The sequence below is a fragment of the Geodermatophilus sp. SYSU D00708 genome (assembly GCF_054050115.1).
This window is the reverse complement of the sequence record NZ_JBJGYS010000008.1, coordinates 143,290-164,019: the sequence shown is the minus strand read 5'-3', so window position 1 is coordinate 164,019 and position 20,730 is coordinate 143,290. Positions and strand designations below refer to the sequence as shown.

Annotated in this window: 18 protein-coding genes; 11 read left to right on the top strand and 7 right to left on the bottom strand. The window is 74.2% G+C overall.

Features of this window, described 5'->3' with window-relative positions:
* The first annotated feature begins 83 nt into the window (after window positions 1-83).
* From ACI79D_RS09660 to ACI79D_RS09635, 6 genes are all read left to right on the top strand, one after another.
* The gene (locus ACI79D_RS09660; protein ID WP_456918154.1) at window positions 84-1,268 is read left to right on the top strand and encodes a sugar ABC transporter substrate-binding protein; all 1,185 of its coding nucleotides are present in this window, start codon (window positions 84-86) and stop codon (window positions 1,266-1,268) included.
* 82 nt (window positions 1,269-1,350) lie between these two features.
* Complete coding sequence (locus tag ACI79D_RS09655; protein ID WP_456918153.1) at window positions 1,351-2,976, top strand: sugar ABC transporter ATP-binding protein; 1,626 nt, start codon at window positions 1,351-1,353, stop codon at window positions 2,974-2,976.
* The gene (locus tag ACI79D_RS09650; protein ID WP_456918152.1) at window positions 2,973-3,980 is read left to right on the top strand and encodes an ABC transporter permease; all 1,008 of its coding nucleotides are present in this window, start codon (window positions 2,973-2,975) and stop codon (window positions 3,978-3,980) included. Before ACI79D_RS09655 ends, ACI79D_RS09650 begins: the two co-directional genes overlap by 4 nt.
* 55 nt (window positions 3,981-4,035) lie before the next feature.
* Window positions 4,036-4,608, top strand: a complete 573-nt coding sequence (locus ACI79D_RS09645; protein WP_456918151.1) for a VOC family protein — start codon at window positions 4,036-4,038, stop codon at window positions 4,606-4,608.
* Window positions 4,608-5,153, top strand: coding sequence for a flavin reductase family protein (locus ACI79D_RS09640; RefSeq protein WP_456918150.1), 546 nt, complete (start codon window positions 4,608-4,610; stop codon window positions 5,151-5,153). The genes ACI79D_RS09645 and ACI79D_RS09640 overlap by 1 nt, the downstream gene beginning before the upstream one ends.
* A complete protein-coding gene (locus ACI79D_RS09635) occupies window positions 5,150-6,397 on the top strand; it encodes a bifunctional 3,4-dihydroxy-2-butanone-4-phosphate synthase/GTP cyclohydrolase II (RefSeq protein WP_456918149.1) in 1,248 nt (415 codons plus the stop codon). Before ACI79D_RS09640 ends, ACI79D_RS09635 begins: the two co-directional genes overlap by 4 nt.
* A 9-nt stretch (window positions 6,398-6,406) precedes the next feature.
* Here ACI79D_RS09635 and ACI79D_RS09630 read toward each other — a convergent pair whose 3' ends face one another.
* Window positions 6,407-7,234, bottom strand: coding sequence for an IclR family transcriptional regulator domain-containing protein (locus ACI79D_RS09630; protein WP_456918148.1), 828 nt, complete (start codon window positions 7,232-7,234; stop codon window positions 6,407-6,409).
* A 229-nt stretch (window positions 7,235-7,463) separates the two neighbouring features.
* Here ACI79D_RS09630 and ACI79D_RS09625 point away from each other — a divergent pair, with 229 nt between their 5' ends.
* Together ACI79D_RS09625 and ACI79D_RS09620 are read left to right on the top strand one after the other, a co-directional pair.
* Window positions 7,464-8,495 (top strand): chemotaxis protein CheB, encoded by a 1,032-nt coding sequence (locus tag ACI79D_RS09625; RefSeq protein WP_456918147.1) that lies wholly within the window; start codon window positions 7,464-7,466, stop codon window positions 8,493-8,495.
* A gap of 4 nt (window positions 8,496-8,499) precedes the next feature.
* Window positions 8,500-10,500 carry a CheR family methyltransferase gene (locus tag ACI79D_RS09620; RefSeq protein ID WP_456918146.1) on the top strand — a complete coding sequence of 667 codons (2,001 nt, stop codon included), beginning with the start codon at window positions 8,500-8,502 and terminating at the stop codon, window positions 10,498-10,500.
* Between the two features lie 10 nt (window positions 10,501-10,510).
* Here the strand turns inward: ACI79D_RS09620 and ACI79D_RS09615 are convergent, their stop codons facing one another.
* The 6 genes from ACI79D_RS09615 to boxC form a co-directional block, all read right to left on the bottom strand.
* Complete coding sequence (locus tag ACI79D_RS09615) at window positions 10,511-11,809, bottom strand: ANTAR domain-containing protein (RefSeq protein ID WP_456918145.1); 1,299 nt, start codon at window positions 11,807-11,809, stop codon at window positions 10,511-10,513.
* 14 nt (window positions 11,810-11,823) lie between these two features.
* A complete protein-coding gene (locus ACI79D_RS09610) occupies window positions 11,824-12,255 on the bottom strand; it encodes a hypothetical protein (RefSeq protein WP_456918144.1) in 432 nt (143 codons plus the stop codon).
* A 47-nt stretch (window positions 12,256-12,302) separates the two neighbouring features.
* Window positions 12,303-13,226, bottom strand: a complete 924-nt coding sequence (locus tag ACI79D_RS09605) for an LLM class flavin-dependent oxidoreductase (protein ID WP_456918143.1) — start codon at window positions 13,224-13,226, stop codon at window positions 12,303-12,305.
* 3 nt (window positions 13,227-13,229) lie between these two features.
* Window positions 13,230-14,921, bottom strand: a complete 1,692-nt coding sequence (locus tag ACI79D_RS09600; RefSeq protein WP_456918142.1) for a benzoate-CoA ligase family protein — start codon at window positions 14,919-14,921, stop codon at window positions 13,230-13,232.
* Window positions 14,922-15,017: 96 nt separating this feature from the next.
* Window positions 15,018-16,499, bottom strand: a complete 1,482-nt coding sequence (boxB, locus tag ACI79D_RS09595; RefSeq protein ID WP_456918141.1) for a benzoyl-CoA 2,3-epoxidase subunit BoxB — start codon at window positions 16,497-16,499, stop codon at window positions 15,018-15,020.
* A 2-nt stretch (window positions 16,500-16,501) separates the two neighbouring features.
* A complete protein-coding gene (boxC, locus tag ACI79D_RS09590) occupies window positions 16,502-18,223 on the bottom strand; it encodes a 2,3-epoxybenzoyl-CoA dihydrolase (RefSeq protein ID WP_456918140.1) in 1,722 nt (573 codons plus the stop codon).
* A gap of 112 nt (window positions 18,224-18,335) precedes the next feature.
* Here boxC and ACI79D_RS09585 point away from each other — a divergent pair, with 112 nt between their 5' ends.
* From ACI79D_RS09585 to ACI79D_RS09575, 3 genes are read left to right on the top strand one after another with little or no spacing between them, the layout of a single operon-like run.
* On the top strand, window positions 18,336-19,184 hold the full coding sequence (locus ACI79D_RS09585) for a PaaX family transcriptional regulator (protein ID WP_456918139.1): 849 nt from the start codon (window positions 18,336-18,338) through the stop codon (window positions 19,182-19,184).
* A gap of 1 nt (window position 19,185) precedes the next feature.
* The gene (locus tag ACI79D_RS09580; protein WP_456918138.1) at window positions 19,186-20,046 is read left to right on the top strand and encodes an amidohydrolase family protein; all 861 of its coding nucleotides are present in this window, start codon (window positions 19,186-19,188) and stop codon (window positions 20,044-20,046) included.
* An 18-nt stretch (window positions 20,047-20,064) separates the two neighbouring features.
* Window positions 20,065-20,511, top strand: a complete 447-nt coding sequence (locus ACI79D_RS09575) for a hypothetical protein (RefSeq protein WP_456918137.1) — start codon at window positions 20,065-20,067, stop codon at window positions 20,509-20,511.
* Window positions 20,512-20,730 lie beyond the last annotated feature (219 nt).

Sequence of the window (20,730 nt, the reverse complement as noted above, 5' to 3'; positions counted from 1 at the left end):
GCCCTCCGGCGCCCCGTGCGCGGCCGATCCCCCTCGAAGCTGTGCGACCCCCCGACGAAGAGGACGACACCATGGCTCATCGCGTGATCCGTTCGCCGCGCGCCCGGCGGCGGCTCGCCCTGCCGGCCGCTGCGGCGGCCCTGGCCCTGGCCACCGTGGGCTGCGCGCCCACGGCCACGGACAGCGGCGGCGGCTCCGACAGCGGCGCAGAGGCCGTCGTCTCGGAGGACGTCCTCGCCGACCTGCAGGCGCAGGTCGAGGAGGCCATGGCGCAGCCGCAGTTCGAGGCGCAGGGCGAGCCCTTCTCCGTCGCGCCCCTGGCGGGCAAGAAGATCCTCTCGATGCCGGTGAGCAGCCAGCTCGAGGGCTGCGACCGCATGGCCCGCACGGTCGTCGACATCGCCAAGAGCGTCGGCATGACCGACAGCACCTACTTCCAGAACGACGGCGGCCCGCAGGCGTGGGTCCAGGGCATGAACCTGGCCATCAACCAGGGCTACGACGGCGTCGCACTGGTGTGCGGCATCGACCCCGCCGCGCTCGCCCCGCAGATGGAGGCGGCCAAGGCCGCCGGGATCGCGGTGGTCGACATGCACCTGGCCGACGTCTCGGAGGAGCCGTCGGACCTGATCGCCGCGCAGACGAACGGCCAGTTCAACCGGGCCATGGAGCTCGGCGTGGCGCAGGCGCTGGTCGAGGCCGAGGGCCGCCCGATCGACGCGCTGGTCATCACGTCGAACGAGAACCCGCCGTCGATCGGCATGGAGCAGACGGTCAAGGACTCCTTCGCCGAGCTGTGCGGCGACGACTGCGGCGTCGAGTCGATCAACATCCCGATCCCCGACTACGCCACCGAGCTGACCGGCGCGGTCTCCTCGGCGCTGGTGGCCAACCCCGACATCCGGGCGGTCTTCACCGTCTTCGACGCCCAGACGCCGTTCGTGCTGCCGGCCATCCAGTCGTCCAACGTGCCGGCCAAGACCTACGCCTTCGGCGCGGACCGCACCTTCATCCAGCTGATGACCGACGAGGCCAACCCGATGGGCACCGACATGGGGCCGAGCTTCGACTGGATGTCCTACACCGGTGCCGACCAGCTCTTCCGGGTCCTCGCCGGCCAGCAGCCGATCCCGGCGGACGAGGCGTTCTCGCCGTACCGGCTGTGGACGCCGGAGAACGCCCAGGAGATCAACGACCCGGGTGAGGGCTTCGGCGACTCGTTCGTCGCGGGCTACCGCGGCCTGTGGCAGGACGCGCCCGCCGCCTGAGCCCCGTGCCGGGAGGTCCCGGGCCCGCCGTGGCCCGGGACCTCCCCGCCCCGCCGCCGTCCGCCACCCAGGGGAGCCCCGGATGACCACCGCCCTCGAGCTGCACCACGTCTCCAAGACCTTCGGCGCCACCCGGGCGCTGCAGGACGTCAGCATCACCATCGAGCGGGGCGAGGTGCTCGCGCTGCTCGGCGAGAACGGCTGCGGCAAGTCGACGCTGGTCAAGGTCATGGCCGGCGTGTACGACCCCGAGCCCGGCGCCCGGATGCTGGTCGACGGCCGGGAGGTCCCGCTGCCGCTGGTGGCCGGCGCCTCCCGCGACCTGGGGCTGAGCTTCGTGCACCAGGACCTGGGCCTCGCCCGGCCGCTGACCGTGCTGGAGAACCTGCTCGGCGGGGTGGCCGAGCGCAGCGGCTCACGGCTCCGCATCAGGTGGCGGGCCGAGGCGCGCAAGGCCCGGGCCATGCTGCGCAGCTACGGCGTGGACGTCGACCCGCTCGCCGTCGTCAACGACCTCCCGCCGGTCCAGCAGGCCCTGGTCGCCATCGCCCGCGCGGCCGAGGAGCTCAAGCAGTACCGCGAGCGCACCGGCGCCACGTCCTCGGTGCTGGTGCTGGACGAGCCGACGGTCTTCCTGCCGGAGGAGGAGGTGCAGTTCCTCTTCGACCTGGTCCGGACCATCGTCGCCTCCGGCGCCAGCGTCGTGTTCATCTCCCACGACCTGCCCGCCGTCCGGGAGATCTCCGACCGGGCCACCGTGCTGCGCGACGGCAAGCTGGCCGCCGTCGTCCGGATGAGCGAGGTGACCGACGACGAGGTCGTCGAGCTCATCGTCGGCCCGGCGATCGCGAAGCTCGACGCCTTCGGGCACGGCCACGTCCACGGCACCCACGAGGCGCCGGCCGAGCCGCCGCGGACCTTCGACCGCTCGCCCGGCGTGGGGCTGCACGTCGAGGGGCTGCGCGGCGGCCAGACCCGCGGGCTGGACCTGCACGTCGCGCCCGGCGAGGTCGTCGGCCTGGCCGGCCTGCTCGGCTCGGGCGCCGAGGACGTGCCCTACCTGCTGTTCGGCGCCAGGCAGGCGACCGGCGGCGAGCTCACCCTCGGCGGCCGGACGGTCCCGGTCGCCAAGCAGCACCCGGGGCAGGCCGTCGGCATGGGCCTCGCGCTGATCCCGGCCGACCGCCGCCGCGACGCGATCGCCCCGGCGGTGTCGGTCGCGGAGAACTTGATGCTGCTGGTGGTCCGCCGCTTCCGGAAGGGCGGCCGGCTGCGCAACGGGCAGCTGCGGGACACCGCCGACCAGCGGGCCGAGGCGCTCGACGTCCGGCCGCGCCGCACCGACCTGCCGGTGGGCACGCTCAGCGGCGGCAACGCCCAGAAGGTCGTCGTCGGCAAGTGGCTGGAGATCGGCCCGCAGGTGCTGCTGCTGCACGAGCCCACCCAGGGCGTCGACATCGCCGCCCGCGCGGAGATCTACCGGGTCATCAAGCGCGCCACCGAGACCGGCATGGCCGTCGTCTGGGTCTCCAGCGACTTCGACGAGCTGGCCGCCGTCTGCGACCGGGTGGTCGTGGTCAGCGGCGGGGTCGCCGCCCGCGAGATCCCGCTCGCGGACATCTCCCCGGAGGCGATCACCTCGGCCGTCTACGGGGCCAGCACCAGCGAGTCCTCCATCCTCCCGACCGTTGAACAGGTGGCACGATGAGCACGACCGACGCCGTCGAGACCAGGGACAGCCAGCCGGCGCCGAGCGTCGCCCAGGGCAGCGGGTCGGTCCGCGGCCGCTGGGGCGAGAAGGCGGCGCTGCCGGTCGCGTGGGTGGTGCTCTTCGCCGTCTTCGCGATCCTGGCGCCGGACACGTTCCTCTCGATGGGGAACATCGCCAACATCCTCGGGTCGACGTCGATCCTGTTCATGCTCGCGCTGGCCGCGCTGCTGCCGACCCGCTCCGGCGACCTCGACCTCTCGCTGGGCAGCATCGGCGGCCTGTCGGCGATCCTCGTCGCGGTCCTCAACGTCCAGCACGGGGTGTCGCTGCCGCTGGCCTGCCTGATCGCCGTCGGCAGCGGCGCGCTCTGCGGGGCGTTCAACGGCCTGTTCGTCGTCAAGTTCAAGACCGAGCCGTTCATCATGACGCTCGGCACCGGAACGCTCTTCGGCGGACTGGTGTTCTGGATCGCGAACTCCACGACCATCGTCGGCGTCGACCGCGACCTGTCGATGTGGACCTACCTGCGCCAGATCGGCCAGGTGCCGGTGCAGTTCTACTACTGCCTGCTGGTCATGCTGGTCATCTGGTACGTCATGAACCACACCCCGCTGGGCGTGCGGAACCTGTTCGTGGGCCAGTCCCGCGAGGTCGCCGTCCTCAGCGGCATCAACGCCGACCGCATCCGCTTCGGCGCCTTCACCCTCGCCGGGGTCATCGCCGCGCTGGCCGGGATCCTCTACGTCGGCACCACCGGCTCGGCCGGCCCCACCTCCGTGGAGACCTTCCTGCTGCCCGCCTACGCCGCGGTCTTCCTCGGCGCCACCACGATCCAGCCGGGCCGGTTCAACGCCCTGGGCACCGGCGTCGCCGTCCTGTTCCTGGCGACCGGCACCGCGGGCCTGCAGCTGCTCGGCGCCCAGGACTTCGCCCAGCAGCTGTTCTACGGCGGCGCGCTGGTCGCGGCGGTCGCCATCTCCCGCTACCTGCGCCGCAACTGACCACCGCGGGGCCGCCGCCCGGCGGCCCCGCTCCGAGCTGACACCGGAGGGGGACGTGCTCGAACTGGGCTTCGGCCAGCCGCGCGACGGCATCATCCAGATGGCCTACGTCGTGCCCGACATCCACGAGGCCATCGCGCAGTGGACGACGGAGCTCGGCGTCGGGCCGTGGTTCCTGCTCCACTCCTTCACCGGCGTGGACGCCGTCTACCGCGGCGAGCCCAGCCGCGCCGACGTCGCGATCGCGATGGCCTTCGCCGGGCACGTGCAGATCGAGCTGATCGCGCCCAAGGACGACCACCCCTCGGTGTACCGGGAGACGATCGAGCAGCGCGGCCACGGCTTCCACCACTTCGGCGTGGTGACCGACGACGTCGCCGCCGGCATCGCCGACCTGGAGGCCAAGGGCTACACCCTGGCCTTCCGCGCCGGGGTGCCCACCGGCGGGGAGGTGGCCTACCTCGACGGCGGGCCGACCCGGCCGGGGATGGTCGAGCTCATCGAGTACGGCCCCGGGATGGACGCCGCCTTCACCGCCTTCTGGCAGGCGTCGCGGGACTGGGACGGCACCGAGCCGGTCCGCCCCTTCGCCGCCCCCGCCGACGACGACACCGGGAGGACCCCCTGATGACCCACCCCACCACCCCGCAGGTCGAGACGGTGCACGCGCCGGCCGAGCCGCCGGTCGACCCCGAGCTGCAGGCCCGCTTCCGGGAGGTGATGGCCGGCGTCCCCACCCCGGTGTCGGTCATCACCAGCACCGCCGGCGGACTGCCGCACGGCACGACGGTGAGCGCGTTCGCGTCCCTGTCGATGGACCCGCCGATGGTCCTGGTCTCCCTCGACCGCGGGTCGGACCTGCTGGCCGTCGTCCGGGAGTCCGGCCGCTTCGGGGTGAACGTGCTCGGCGCGCACCAGTCGCACCTCGCGCTGGCGTTCGCGAAGAAGGGCGGCACCGGGAAGTTCAACGGCGTCCGGTGGGAGTTCGCCGACGACCTGCCGCGGCTGCCCGGGGCGCCCGGGTGGCTGGCCTGCGACGTCGCCACCCTGGTGGACGGCGGGGACCACGTCGTGGCGCTGGGCACGGTCGTGGCCGCCGAGACCACCGAGGGCCGGCCGCTGACCTACCACGGCCGGGTGTTCGGCACCCACGCGGCGCTGGAGACCGAGTGAGCGCCGCCCGCCGGCCGGCCGCCGAGGCGGTGCAGCGCGCGGTCGCCGCACTCGCCGCCGGCGGCATGGTCGTGGTCACCGACGACGCCGACCGGGAGGACGAGGGCGACCTCGTCGTCGCCGCGGAGCTGGTGACGGCGGAGCAGGTGGCGTTCCTCGTCCGGCACACCACCGGCATCGTCTGCGCGCCCATGACCGCGGAGCGGGCCGACGCGCTGCAGCTCCCGCAGATGGTCGTGGACAACACCGACGCGCACGGCACCGCCTTCACCGTCACCGTGGACGCCGTCGGCACCGGCGCCGGGGTGTCCGCGGCCGACCGCGCCGCCACGCTGCGGGCGCTGGCCGACCCCGCCACCACCCCCGGCGGGCTGCGCCGGCCGGGACACGTCTTCCCGCTGCGGGCGCGGGACGGCGGCGTCCTGGTCCGCGCCGGGCACACCGAGGCCTCCGTCGACCTGACCACGATGGCCGGCCTCTCCGGAGTCGGGGTCATCGGCGAGATCGTCGACGAGGACGGCTCGATGCGCCGGGGCGCCTCGCTGGCCCGGTTCGCTGCCGAGCACGGGCTGCCGGTGCTGGCGATCGCCGACCTGGTCCGCTACCGGCGGGCCACCGAGCAGCTGGTGGAGCTGGTCGCGAGCGCGCAGATGCCCACCGAGTTCGGCGACTTCCGGGCGCTGGCCTACCGCAGCACCCTGGACGGCACCGAGCACCTGGCCCTGGTCATGGGCGACGTCGCCGCCGCCGGGCGCAGCGAGGCCGGCGCGCTGGTGCGGGTCCACTCGGAGTGCCTGACCGGCGACATCCTCGGGTCCCTGCGCTGCGACTGCGGTGCGCAGCTGGAGCAGGCGCTGCGCGCGATCGCCGAGGAGGGCTGCGGCGCGGTGGTCTACCTGCGCGGGCACGAGGGGCGGGGCATCGGGCTGGGGCACAAGATCCGCGCCTACGCCCTCCAGGAGCAGGGCCTGGACACCGTCGACGCCAACACCGCCCAGGGCCTGCCGGCGGACTCGCGCAGCTACGGCGTCGGCGCGCAGGTGCTCGGCGACCTGGGGGTCAACCGGCTGCGGCTGATCACCAACAACCCGGCCAAGTACGGCGGCCTCGACGGGTACGGGCTGACCGTCGTCGGCCGGGTCGCGCTGCCGACGGTGGTCACCCCGCACAACGTCCGGTACCTGCGCACCAAGCGCGACCGGATGGGGCACACCCTCGGCCCGGCGGCCACCGGCCTGGGCTGACCGGTGCCCTCAGGCGGTCGCCGGGCCCTCCTCGGAGCGGGCGACCTCCACGTGGGGGCGGCTCTGCCACAGCGCCCACTCGGCGCTCACGTCGCCGGCGGTGCGCAGCAGCAGGGGCAGGTGCTCCTGCACGAGTCGCTCGGTGGAGGTCTCGGCGGCGTGGACGGTGACGTTCATGGCCGCCCGCACGGCGCCGGTGCGGTCCCGGACCGGGACGGCGACCGAGCGGATGCCGGGGGCGAGCTCCTCGTCGGCCAGCGCCCAGCCGCGGGCCCGGACCCGCACCAGCTCGTCGCGGAGCTGCTCGGGGGAGGGGCCGGCCGCCGCGGGCAGCCCGGCGCGGCTGGGCTCGGCGAGCACGGCGTCGAGCTCGTCGGGGGAGAGGGCGGCGAGCAGCACCTTGCCCTGCGAGGTGCGGACGGCGGGGAAGCGGGTGCCGATCTCGACCCGCAGCGTGATGATCTTGGGCACGGACACGCGGGCCACGTAGACGATGTCGGAGCCGTCGAGCTGCGCCATGGACGACGACTCCCCGGTCCTGCTGACCAGCGCCTCGAGGTGCGGACGGGCGATGTCCCACAGACCCAGCGAGCTGACGTAGGCCATGCCGAGGCTCAGCACGCGGGTCGTCAGCTGGAACGCGCCGCCGGACGTGCGGACGAAGCCCATCTCCTCGAGGGTCAGCAGCAACCGGCGGGCGGTCGGGCGGGCCAGCCCCGTGGCGGTGGCCACCTCGGTCAGCGTCATGGTGGGGCGGTCGGCGCTGAACGCGGCGATGACGTCGAGCCCGCGTGCGAGGGCCTCCACGAAGTCCGGCCCGGTACCGCGCCCGGCCATCGGCTCCCCCTCCGCGTCGTCGCTGGACGGGCCGACGATATCGGCGGGCGGGGCGGCGCGCCCTCGTCCGCGGCGCCGGCAGCACCCCGACGGGGGAGACCCTCCCGGCCCCGGCGGGCCGTGGACGTCACCCGCCCCTGCGGCGGCCGGGGCACTACCGTTCTCAGCACACACCGTCGACCGCAGACGGACCAGTGGGGTCGACGGGGACGACGGGATGGTGGGCCAGGTGGCGACGGCACAACGCGATCTCGTGGTGATCGGCGCTTCCGCGGGCGGGGTCGAGGCGCTGCGTGAGCTGCTGGCCGGCCTGCCGGCCGACCTGCCGGCGGCGGTCCTCGTGGTCCTCCACATGCCGTCGAGCGGGCGCAGCTCGCTGCCGCGCATCCTCGCGCGGGTCTCCGCACTCCCCGTCCGCGCGGCCGAGGACGGTGCCCCCCTGCAGCCCGGGACGGTCACCGTCTGCCTGCCCGACCACCACCTGATGGTCCTGGACTCCACGGTCTCGCTGACCCGGGGCCCACGCGAGAACGGCCACCGGCCGGCGATCGACGTCCTGTTCCGCTCGGCGGCGCGGGCGGCCGGTGCCCGGGTCGTGGCGGTGGTGCTCTCCGGCGCCCTCGACGACGGCACCGCGGGGATGGTCGCCGTCCGGAGCCGGGGTGGGGTCGGGGTGGTGCAGGACCCCGAGGACGCGATGTACGCCAGCATGCCGCTGCACGCGCTGGAGGTCGGCGGCGCGGAGCACGCCGTGCCCGTCGCCGAGATGGGGACGCTGCTCGTCCGGCTGCTCGCGGAGAAGGTCGAGGTGGAGGACGTCCCGCCGCCGACCGACCTGATGGAGACGGAGACCGCCATGGCCGAGCTGGACGGCGACACGTTCGACGACGAGGACCGGCCGGGGGTGCCCTCCGGGTTCGGCTGCCCGACCTGCCACGGAGCGCTGTTCGCCATCACCGAGGGGGCGATGGAGCGCTACCGCTGCCGCGTCGGGCACGCGTGGTCCCCGGAGGCGCTGGCCGAGGAGCAGTCCCAGGCACTCGAGGGTGCCCTGTGGATGGCGCTGCGCGGGCTCGAGGAACGGGCCGCGCTCAGCCTGCAGATGGGCCGGCGCGCCCAGGAGCGGGGCCACCAGCACAGCGCGCTGCGCTTCCAGCAGCGGCACGACGAGGTGCAGGACGCGGCCGCCCTGCTGCGCCGGCTCCTGCACCGCGGGGAGCTGAGCGGGAGCAGGCTGCCTGATGAGATGAACGAGGCCTGAGACGATGGACCACCGCACTGACACCCGCCGGGCGGACCACCCGGGGGCCGAGGAGGTCGACGCCCCCTCCCTGGACGGCCCGGACCCCGGGGCCGCCGCGGTCGACGACCCGGAGGACGACGCGGTCGACGACAGCGAGGCCGTCGAGGCCGGGGCAGCGGACGCCGTGGCGGGACCGGACCCGGACTTCGAGGCGCTCCTGGTGTTCCTGCGCGAGCGCCGGGGCTTCGACTTCACCGGGTACAAGCGCCCGAGCCTCATGCGGCGGGTCCGGCGGCGCATGGCGGAGGTGGGCGTCGACTCGTTCGGTGACTACCTGGACCACCTGGAGGTCCACCCCGACGAGTTCACCCCGCTGTTCAACACCATCCTGATCAACGTCACCAGCTTCTTCCGCGACCGTGCGGCCTGGGACCACCTGCGCCAGGACCTGCTGCCGGACCTGCTGGCCACGAGCGGGCCGGCGATCCGGGTCTGGAGTGCGGGGTGCGCCTCCGGACAGGAGGCCTATAGCCTGGCGATCCTGCTCGCCGACGCGCTCGGAGCCGACGAGTTCCGCAAGCGGGTGAAGATCTACGCGACCGACGTCGACGAGGACGCGCTCACCTTCGCGCGGCAGGCGCTGTTCACCGAGCGCGAGATGGCCGGCCTGACCCCCGAGCAGGCTCGGGAGTACTTCACCGTCGAGGGCGGCCGGTACGCGTTCCGCAAGGACCTGCGGCGCTCGGTCATCTTCGGCCGCAACGACCTGGTGCAGGACGCGCCGATCTCGCACATCGACCTGCTGCTGTGCCGCAACACGCTCATGTACTTCACCGCCGAGACCCAGGCGCGGATCCTGGCGCGGCTGCACTACGCGCTCAACCCCAGCGGCGTCCTCTTCCTCGGCAAGGCGGAGATGCTGCTGTCGCACAACCAGCTGTTCTCCCCGGTGGACCTCACCCGCCGGTTCTTCCGGAAGCGGGACGGCGTCGCCCCGCCGGAGCGGCGTCCGGCCGTCGCCCCGATGCGCGCCGTGGCCGACCCCGTCAGCGAGAACCTGTCCCGGCTCCGCCGGGAGGCCCTGCTCTCCGGGCCGGCCGCCCAGCTGGCCATCGACCCCGAGGGCCGGCTGGCCGTGGTCAACCACCAGGCCGAGCGGGTGTTCGGCGTGGACCAGCGGGACATCGGCCGGCCCTTGCAGGACCTGGAGATCTCCTACCGGCCGGTGGAGCTGCGCTCGTCGATCGCCGAGGCGGTGCAGACCCGCCGTCCGCTGTGGCTGCGGGGGGTGGAGCGGCGGCGGTCCGGGCAGGACCCGACGCTGTTCGACGTCCAGATCGTCCCGATGTACCGCGAGGACGGCGAGCTGCTGGGGACGACGGTCGTCTTCGACGACGTCACCCGCTTCCGGCAGCTGCAGCGCGAGCTGGAGCTCGCCAACCGGCAGCTGGAGACCGCCTACGAGGAGCTCCAGTCGGCCAACGAGGAGCTGGAGACCACCAACGAGGAGCTCCAGTCGACGGTCGAGGAGCTGGAGACCACCAACGAGGAGCTCCAGTCGACCAACGAGGAGCTGGAGACGATGAACGAGGAGCTCCAGTCGATGAACGACGAGCTCCACTCCACTAACGAGGAACTGCGCGCGACCACCGACGAGGTCGGCGCGGTCAACCGGTTCATGAACGGCGTGCTCAGCAGCTTCCGCGCGGGGGTGGCCGTCGTCGACACCGACCTGCGGGTGCTGGTGTGGAACGCGGCGGCCGAGGACCTGTGGGGTCTACGGCAGGACGAGGTCCAGGGCCGGCACCTGCTCAACCTGGACATGGGCCTGCCGATGGGCCCGCTGCACCCGCTGCTGCGCCGGCAGGTCTCCGACAACGGCGACGGGCACGACACGGTGGAGGTGGACGCGGTGAACCGGCGGGGCCGGCCGGTGCGCGTCCGGCTGACCGTCACGCCGTTCACCGAGGCACCGGACGAGCGCCGCGGGGCCGTCGTCCTGATGGACCCGATCGACGCCTGAGGAGGGGCCGTCACCGCTCCGCGGCGGCGATCACCTCCGAGGCGTGGCCCTCGACCACCAGCTGGGCCAGGTCGCGCAGCTTGACGTTGAGCCGGTTGCTCAACGCGACCAGCCGGGCGAACGCGTCGTCGGCCCCGATCCCGAGGCGGGCCATGAGGACCCCCTTGGCCTGGTCGATGACTGCGCGGGAGGTCAGCGCCTTCTCCAGGTTGGCGGCCAGCTCTCGCAGCGACTCCCGCTCGGCCACGCTCTGCAGGACGCCGCCCACCGCCGCGGCCACCAGTTCGGCGATGCGGAAGCTGTCGGGACCGAAGGCGTCCACCGTCGAGGCGTAGACGTTGACGACACCGACCGGCTGTTCCCCCTCGCGCAGGGGGAGCGCCAGGACGGCGCGGATGTCCCCCGACGCCATGCGGCCCAGGGTCGGCCAGCGCTCGTCGACGGTCACGTCCGGCGACAGCACGGCCGTCCCGGTGACGTGGGCGTCCCAGCACGGTCCCTCGCCGGCCTGCATCTGCAGCCCGTCGAAGGTCTGCGCGCCGATCGAGTCGCTGCCCAGGACCCGTGGCTCCAGGGGAGACCCGAGGGTGATGCTGACCGAGGCAGCGGCGGGCACGGCGCTGCGCACGAGGACCGCCATCCGGGTGAGCAGCCGCTGGCGGTCGTCCTCGCCGATCGGCAGGGTCGAGAGCTCGGCCAGGGCCGCGGCGAGCCCCAGGGACTCGGAGGGGGAGAGGTCCGCCGGCGCGGCCGGCCGGTCCTCACCGGCCCGGGTCTCCTCGGCCGGCACGACGGGGAGCAGCACCCACTGCAGCCGGGTACCGGGGCCCTGACCGTCGGGGACGTCGACGAAGCCGAACAGGTCGACGGGGGTCTCGCCGCGCCGGCGGCCGCGGACGGTGGCGTGCAGCCGTCGTTCGGTCGCCCGGCCCGTCGAGAGGTCGCCCACGGCCGACCGGAACCCGGGGACGTCGCCGGGCGCGAAGTAGACGCTCAGCGGCTTGCCCCTCAGGCGGACCAGCGGCACCTCGACGAGGGTGGCCAGCGCGGTGTTGGCGTCCAGCAGCCGGCCGGCCCCGTCCGTGCTCCCCAGGGCCACGGGGGCCAGCCCCGACAGGTGGCTCCGCCACCGGCGCTCGGACTCGTAGCGTCGGAGGAGGTGCTCGATCTGCTCCTGCTGGACACGGACCTCCTCCTCGGCGACCCGCAGCTCCTCGTGGGCGACCTCGAGGTCGGCGAGGGTCTGCAGCGCCTCCGCCGCGGGCAGCGCAGCGTGTGACTGCGCGGCAGGATCGGAGTGGGTTCCCATGTCGTTCCCCTCGGTCAGCTGGTGCCGGCGCCGTCCGGCCCGGCACCGGCGGGCTCCGGTGCGGGGCCGTCCGGGTCCCCGGCGGCGGAGCGGAGGGCCTCGACCTGCGCGGCGGCGCGGTTGGCGACCGCCTCCCGCCGGTGCTCCGCCGCCCGGCGCAGGTGCTCGTCCCTGTCCCCGATCCCGCGTCGGGCGGCCTCCTCGTGCGCCTCGGCCGCGGCGTCGTGGCTCCGCGCGGCCCGCTCGTGGCCGGACACGGCCCGGTCGTGGGCCTGGTGCGCACGCTCCGCGGCCTGCTCGGCGCGCTGCTGCGCCGACGCGACGTCCTCCGGCGAGGACGCGCGCTCGGACCCGATGCGGGCCAGCCGCTGGGCGAGCTCCCGGGCACGGAGTCCCGCCTCCGTGGCCCGCGACGCCGCCAGGCGGCCGGGGGTGTCCTCTGCCATCGCTCGATTGTCCTCCCGCCACCCCCGGTCGCACAGGTCCGGCGCGGTCACGGGACCGGGTCGCCGCGCAGTACCGGCAGGACCGCGGCGGTGAACAGGTCGACCAGGGCGGCCCGCTCGGCGCCCCGGCCGACGGGGGAGAAGACCAGCGTCTCGGCGCCCGCGTCGGCGTACTCCCGGACGCGGGCGGCCACCCGGTCCGGGTCGCCGTGCAGCAGGTAGCGGTCGGCGAGCGGGTCGAAGTCCTGCTGGTAGACGGCGCTGACGGTGTCGACCACCTGCTGCCGGGAGCGGGCCTGGTCCTCACCCACCCCGCCCCAGCAGAAGACCGCCCCGCGGACCGCCGCCGGGTCCCGGCCCGCGGCCTCGGCGGCCTCGCGCACCTCGGCGAGGCTGCGGGCGAGCTGCTCGGGCGTGTACATGTACGGCATCCACACGTCGCCGAACCGGCCTGCCCGCCGGATCGCCGCGGGCCGCCGCCCGCCGAGCCAGATCGGGGGCCCGCCGGGCTGGACCGGACCGGGGTCGAGGGTCAGCCCGGGCACGCGGGTGAACCGGCCGGCGAAGTCGACCGGCCCGCCGGCCCACAGCGCCCGGAACAGCTCCAGCGCCTCGTCGGCCCGGGCGCCGCGCTGCGCGACGTCCACCCCGGCCGCGGTGAACTCCGGCGGGTACTCGCCGCCCACGCCGATGCCCAGGTCGAACCGGCCGCCGCTGACCCGGTCCAGGGTGGTGGCCAGCTTGGCCGCCAGTGCCGCCGGGTAGAGCGGCACGACGGTCAGTGCGCTGAGCAGCCGGATGCGGCTGGTGGCGCCGGCCGCCGCGGCCAGGGCGACGAAGCCGTTGGGGTGCGCACTGTGGAAGAACAGGTGCTCCCCGCTGGCCACGCCGTCGTACCCGGCGTCCTCGGCGGCCCGGGCCTCGGTGGCGACGGCGGTCTGGTCACTGCTCAGGGACAGGACGACGCGCACGGCTCAGGCCGGACCGCGGGAGGTGAGGTCGTCCGAGCGGGCGGCCCCGCTGAGCACGCCGAGGGCGAGCTCGCGGATGCGGAAGCGCTGCAGCTTGCCGGTGGCGGTGGTCGGCAGCTCCGCGAAGACCAGCACGTGCCGCGGGCGCTTGAACGCGGCCAGCCCCTCCCGGCAGAAGGCGACCAGGTCGTCGGCGGTCGTCGCCGTGCCGGGCAGCAGCACGACGCAGGCGACCGGCTTGTCCAGCCCGTCGGCGTCCGGGATGGACACGACCACGGCCTGGTTGACGTCGGGGTGCTGGCGCAGTCGCTCCTCGACCTCGGTGGGGGAGACCCAGATCCCGCCGGCCTTGATGATGTCGTCGGTGCGGCCGAGGGAGGAGTAGTAGCCGTCGGCGCTGCGCACGTAGGTGTCCCCGGTGCGCACCCACGGGCCCTGGAACACCCGCCGGGTCACCTCGGTGCGCTGCCAGTAGCCGGTGGCCGCCGAGCTGCCCCGGACGTAGAGGTGGCCCGGGGTGCCGTCGGCGACCGGGACGCCGTCGTCGTCGACGATCTTCGCCTCGTAGCCGGCGACGATCTCACCGGTCGCGCCGGCGCGGGTTCGGCCGGGCCGGCCGCTGATGAAGATGTGCAGCATCTCCGTCGAGCCGATGCCGTCGAGCATCTCCACACCGAACGTGCCGGTGAACCGCTCGAACAGCGCGGCCGGGAACGCCTCCCCGGCCGAGACACAGGCCCGGACCGACGCGAAGGCGTCGGCGGGCAGGCCCGCGGCCAGCAGCGCGGCGTAGTAGGTCGGCCCGCCGAAGAACAGCGTCGGCCGGTGCTCCCGCAGCACCCGCAGCGTGCCGGCCGGGTTGGGCCGCCCGCGGTCCAGGACGGTGCTCGCCCCCACCGCGAACGGGAAGGTCAGGCTGTTGCCCAGGCCGTAGGCGAAGAAGATCTTGGCCGCCGAGAAGGTGACGTCGTCCGGGCCGATGGCCAGCACGTCGCGGGCGTAGGTCTCGGCGGTGTCGCGCAGCGAGCCGTGCCGGTGCATCGCGCCCTTCGGCGTGCCGGTGGTGCCCGAGGTGTACAGCCAGAACGCGGGGGAGTCGGCGACCGTGGGATAGGGCTCGACGCCCTGCTCCCGGGCCTGCGCGCCCGCGGCGAGGAACTCCGCCCAGGTGCGCACCCGGGTGCCGGCCACCTCCGGGAGCGGGTCCCCGGTCAGGACGACGACGTCGGCGAGGTCGCGGGCGCCGCCCACGGCCGGGGCCAGGCCGGCGAACTCCGCGCTGAGCGCGACCAGCCGGGCGCGGCTGTCCCGGACGAGGACGGCGATGTCCTTGGCGGTGAGCATCGTGCTCACCGGCACCGGGACCGCGCCGATCCGCAGCCCGGCGAGGAACGCGGTGACCAGCTCGGGGGTGTCGGCCATGCACAGCAGCAGCCGCTCCTCGGGGCGGACGCCGGCGGCGATCAGCGCCGCGGCGAACGCGGTGACCGCCTCGTCGAGCTCGCCGTAGGTGACCGTGCGGACGCTGCCGTCGAGGTCGATCGCGGTGATCGCCCGCTTGTGCGGGGTGGCCCGCGCGTGCCGGGTGACCAGCCACTCGGCGGCGTTGAACGGCTCGGGCCCGGCCGGGGCGAGGTCGGGCAGCGGCGGGGTGTCGAGGACGGCCACGGGATCGGCCCTCTCTGCTCGGGGCACGGCGATCATGATGCCCGGGAAGCGACACGCTGGCCCGGCCTCGCGTGTCGCTCCCCGCACTTCATGATCGCCGGGGGAGGGGTGGGCAAGGCTTCTTCAGAACCGCACGTAGTCGTACTCGACCGGCAGCTGGTTGATGCCCACCGACGGCGGCGCGATCCAGCTCGCGAACTCCCCGGCCTCGTGGCAGGGCACCATCAGCTCGGCGACCCGCGCGCGGTCCTCCGCCGTCGGCAGCCACTCGTCGGCCTGCGCGGTCCAGGTGGCCTCGTCCACGATCTCGCCGGACGGGGTGACCCAGTGGCCGGCGAAGGCGCCCACCTTGCGGGAGAAGCCCTGGTGCGGCAGGTACAGCGTGGGCTCCAGGCCCGCCTTCTCCAGCTCGCCGTTCCATCGCTTGACGCCCGCGCGGCAGTCGTCGGCGTACTCGTTGCGCAGGTCGAGGTTGAGCGCGGTGAGCATCGGGACGGTCCGCGTCGTCATGACGCCGTCCTCGATGACCGGGACGTCCATCGTGAGGTCGGTCAGCACGTGGTCGTCCTTGCGGCGGGACTCCATCCACCGGCCCTTGAGCCCGGCGGTGAAGTAGGACGCCGCGTTGGAGGAGACCTCCGAGCCGAACAGGTCCAGCGACAGCGAGTAGTGCAGGTTGAGGTACTTCTGGATGACCGACAGCGGGATGCCGCCGTGCTCCCACACGTCGTCGGTGCCGTGCTCCCGCATCAGCTCGGCGGTCTGCTGGACGGTGCGCTGCACGCCCGTCGTCCCGACGAACATGTGGTGCGCCTCCTCCTTCAGCATGAAGGTGCAGGTGCGCGCCAGCGGGTCGAAGCCGCTCTCCTTGAGCGTGCCGAGCTGGTACTTCCCGTCCCGGTCGGTGAAGTAGGTGAACATGAAGAACGACAGCCAGTCGGTGGTCTCCTCGTTGAACGTGCTGAGGATCCGCGGCGAGTCGTAGTCACCGGAGTTGCGCTGCAGCAGCTGCTCGGCCTCCTCGCGGCCGTCCCGGCCGAAGTAGGCGTGCAGCAGGTAGACCATCGCCCAGAGGTGGCGGCCCTCCTCGACGTTGACCTGGAACAGGTTGCGCATGTCGTACAGCGACGGCGCGGTCATGCCCAGGTGGCGCTGCTGCTCGACCGACGCCGGCTCGGTGTCGCCCTGGATCACGATGAGCCGGCGCAGGTCCGCCCGGTACTCGCCGGGGACCTCCTGCCAGGCCGGCTCGCCCTTGTGCCGGCCGAAGCCGATCGTCCGGTCGGGGTCGCGCTCGGCGAGGAAGATGCCCCAGCGGTACTGCTCCATGGGCACCCGGTCGAAGTGCGCCCAGCCGTCCCGGCCGACCGCGATCGCCGTCCGCAGGTAGACGTCGTGCGTGGGGATGGCGGGCCCGAGGGTCTTCCACCAGTCGAGGAACTTGGGCTGCCAGCCCTCCAGCGCCCGCTGCAGCTTGCGGTCACCGGCCAGGTCCACGTTGTTGGGGATGCGCTCGCTGTAGTCGATCGTCGACAGCGGCCCGGTGGGGGCGGGGGCGTCGCCGGTGACGGTGCCGGTCGACGGCGTCGATTCGGTGGCGGTCATCGTCAGACCCGCTTCCTGTCGTAGTCGGCCCGCTCGCCGGTGCCGTAGCGGCGCAGGGCTCCCTCGGGGCCAGCGGCGTTGGGCCGCTGGAAGATCCAGTTCTGCCAGGCGGTGAGCCGGCCGAAGACCTTCGTCTCGGGGGTCTCCCGGCCGGCGAAGCGCAGGTTGGCCTCCATGCCGGTGAGCGCGTCGGGGGAGAAGCTGGCCCGCTCCTCGACGGCCAGCCGGATCTCGTCGTCCCAGTCGATGTCGTCGGGCGTGCTGGTGACCAGGCCCAGCTCCGCGGCGTCGGCGGCGAGCAGGTCCCGGCCGACGGCGGCCTCCGCGGCGGCCAGCTCGTCGGCGCTCCCGAGGAACCGCACCTGCAGCCGGGTCAGGCCGTTGCCCATCGGCAGCAGCCCGGTGTTGAACGCGTCGAGCCGGACCACCGCGGGGGGCTCGGGCTCCTCGTCGTCCTCGAACCGCCCCTCGAGCATGTACTGCCGGTCGGCGGCCAGCGCGACCTCCGCCAGCACCCCGACGAAGCAGGAGCCGGGCTCGACCAGCGCGAACAGGCTGCGCGAGGTGGTGTCCAGCCGCTTGAGCACCCGCCGGGCGAAGGCGACCGTCTCGTTGACCAGCCAGTCGTCGCGGTGCGCGAGGAGGAACGCGTCGTGGTCGGCCACCGCGGCCGGGTCGCCCTCGGTGCGCAGCAGCCAGGTGCCGATCGCCGGCTCGTTGGTCCGCAGCCGCAGGACGACGTCGTCGAGCTCGCGGCACACCGCCAGCAGCCAGGCGGCGTCGCCCTGCGCGTGCAGCTCCTCGACGCTGCCGGGGACGGCGTCCGGGCCGAGCACGGTGATCGCGGCGGTGCCGGCACCCCGGTCGAGCACCACGCGGACGTGCCCGTAGCGGGTGGTGTCGCCGTCGACCTCCCGGCGCAGCGGGGTCAGCGCGACGCCGGCAGCCCCCGCGCCCGGGCGGGTCGAGGTGGCGGCGAGCTCCGCGGCGCGCCGGGCGACCTCCGCGGGGAAGTCGCGGGCCTTGGCGACGGCGTCGACCAGGCGCCACCGCACCGCCCGCTCACCGCGGACACCCTCGGCGGTGGTGGCGAAGACGTCGGCCAGGTCGCGCCGCACGCCCCGCTTGTCGACCACCCGGGTCAGCCCGCCGGTGCCGGGCAGGACGCCGAGCAGCGGGACCTCGGGCAGGGACACCGCCGAGGAGTTGTCGTCGACCAGCAGGATCTGGTCGCAGGCCAGCGCCAGCTCGTAGCCGCCGCCGGCCGCGGCCCCGTTGACCGCGGCGAGGAACGGCAGGCCGGAGGAGGCCGAGGCGTCCTCGATGCCGTTGCGGGTCTCGTTGGTGAACTTGCAGAAGTTCACCTTCCAGCCGTGCGACGAGGCGGCCAGCATCTTGATGTTGGCCCCGGCGCAGAACATCCGCTCCTTGGCGCTGGTGACCACGACCGCCTTGACCTCGGGGTGCTCGAAGCGGATCCGCTGCACCGCGTCGTGCAGCTCGATGTCCACGCCGAGGTCGTAGCTGTTCATCTTCAGCTCGTAGCCCGGCACGATCCCGCCGTCCTCGGCGACGTCGAGGGTGAGCGTGGCGACCTCGCCGTCGACCGCGAGCGTCCAGTGCCGGTACTGCTCGGGCGAGGTGTCGAACGAGACCTCGGTCGTCGCGGCGGGCTCGGGGTCCCCTCCGGCGCCGGTGGCCGGGCGTTCGTCGAGGGTCGTCACGCGTCCTCCAGGGATCGGTTCGGTGTGGCGCGCGTCACTCATCCTGACGTGCTACACGATCCGTGGCAAGGAGCACCTGGGCTGTAGCTCGCGCCGGTGCCACGATGAGGGCGTGGAGGTCGTCGAGGGGCCGGTCGTCACCCGGCGCCAGGAGCTGGGCGCGGCCAGCGCGCGCAGCCTGCTGCTCACCGTGCTGGGCGAGTTCCTGCTGCCGGCCCCGGCTCCGGTGTGGACGGCGACCCTCATCGACCTGCTCGCCGACCTCGACGTCGCCGAGAAGGCGGCCCGGCAGGCGATCATGCGCACCGCCGACAGCGGCTGGATCGAGGCCGGCCGGGTGGGCCGGGAGACCCGCTGGAGCCTCACCGAGGCCGGTGTCCGGCTGCTGCGCGAGGGCACCGAGCGGATCTACGGCTTCGCCGCCGATGAGCGGCCCTGGGACGGGCGGTGGCTGGTGGTCAGCGTCGCCGTCCCGGAGAACAACCGCCCCCTGCGGCAGCGGCTGCGCACCCGGCTGGGGTGGGCCGGCCTGGGCGCGGTCAACGCGACCACCTGGGTGACCCCGCGGGTGGACCGGGAGGCGGAGGTGCGGGGCGTCCTCGACGAGCTCGGCCTGCTCGAGGGCAGCTGGTCGTGGCTGGCGGCCGCCGGGCAGGTCGGCGACGAGCGCTCGCTGGCGCGCACCGCCTGGGACCTCGACGCCATCGAGCGCCGCTACGAGGACTTCCTGGAGCTGGTGGGCCGCCGGCGGCCGCGCACCGACCGGCAGGCGCTGGTCGCGCAGGTCCGGCTGGTCCAGGAGTGGCGGCGGTTCCCGCTGCTGGACCCGGGGCTGCCGCGGGAGCTGCTGCCGCCGCGGTGGAGCGGCAACCGGGCGGCCGAGGTGTTCCGCGAGCGGCACGCCGTGTGGGCCCCGCGCGCGCGGGCGGCCTGGCGTGAGCTGGCGGGGCAGGATCGCTGACGTGCTCGACGGACACCTCCTCGTGGACGCGCACGTCCACGTCCCGCACCTGTCCACGCTGGCGCCGGCCTGGATCGACTGGGCCCGGCAGTTCGGCCGGCCCGGGGTCCTCGAGGAGGTGTGGCGGCCTGACGGCAGCCCGGACCCGGCCGCGCTGGGCCGGCTGTTCGCCGAGGAGGGGGTCGACATCGCGCTGCTGTTCTGCGAGTACAGCCCCAAGGCGACCGGCTACCAGCTCTTCGACGACCTGCTGCCGCTGGTCGAGCACGACCCGCGACGGTTCCGGCCGGTGGCCAACGTCAACCCGCACCTGCACTTCCCGATCGCCCGGGAGCTCACCCGCCAGCTCGACCTCGGCGCGGCCGCGCTGAAGATCCACCCCGTGCACGGCGGGTTCCGGGCCGACGACGCGGCGATGTACCCAGCCTACGCGGTCCTGGTGGAGCGCGGGGTCCCGCTGGTCGTGCACTGCGGCACCAGCAGCTTCCCGGGCTCGACGAACGCCTACGCCGACCCGCAGCTGCTCGACGCCGTCCTGCGCGACTTCCCCGACCTGCAGGTCGTGCTCGCCCACGGCGGCCGGGGCTGGTGGTACGACGCCGCGGCGTTCCTGGCGGTGTCCCGGCCCAACGTCTGGATCGAGCTGTCGGGGCTGCCCCCCAAGCGGCTGCCGGAGTACTACGCCCGCTTCGACCTGGCCCGACTGGCGAGGAGGTGGATCTACGGCACCGACTGGCCCGGCGTCCCCGGCCCGGCGGCGAACGCCCGCGCCGTGGCCTCGCTGGGGCTGCCCGAGGAGGTCGTCCCGCTGGTGCTGGGCGGCAACGCGCTGGGCGTCTACTCGGGGCTCGCCCCGGCCTGAGCCGCCTACCATCGCGTCGTGGTCGAACCTCACCCCCTCCGGGTCGACGTCGAGCGGCGTCGCCCTCCGCACGAGCGTGAGGCGGCCACCTCCGCCCGGCTGGCGGCCGCTCGGCAGCAGATCGCGCTGTCCGACCAGAGGGTCCAGCAGCTGCGGGAGCTGCTGGCCACCAGGACACCGTCCCGGCCGGGGTCCGGGGCGGTCGACAGCGGACCGGCCGACCCCGACCGGTCGCTGGCGGAGCTGGAGGACGACCTGGCCTGGACGCTCGAGCAACTGGAGGTCCGCACCCAGGAGGTCCGGTCGCTCCAGGGCGCCCTCACCGAGAGCGAGCGCGAGCTGGCCGCCACCATGCGCGAGCTGCGAGCGCTCAACGAGGAGCTGCAGGAGCTGAGCAACCGGGCCGCCGAACGGCTGCCGACCGGCTCCCGCCAGCCGGATCCCCGCCTCCTCCCGGGCTCCTGAACCGCTCGTAGCCCCGGGAGGCGCCGACGGGAGCAGCTCAGTCGCCGTCGTCCGCCGGGTGCACCTGCTCTGCTCGAGCGGAGCGTCACCTCGTCGGCGTCGTCCGGGCCGGCCACCCCTGGAGGGTAGGCGCGCGCACGCCCACCCGGCAGGGCGGTGCGCCACCGGAGCGCCGTGCGGCGGGCGCCGGCGGAGGCGCGGCGACCCTTGTCGGCGGTA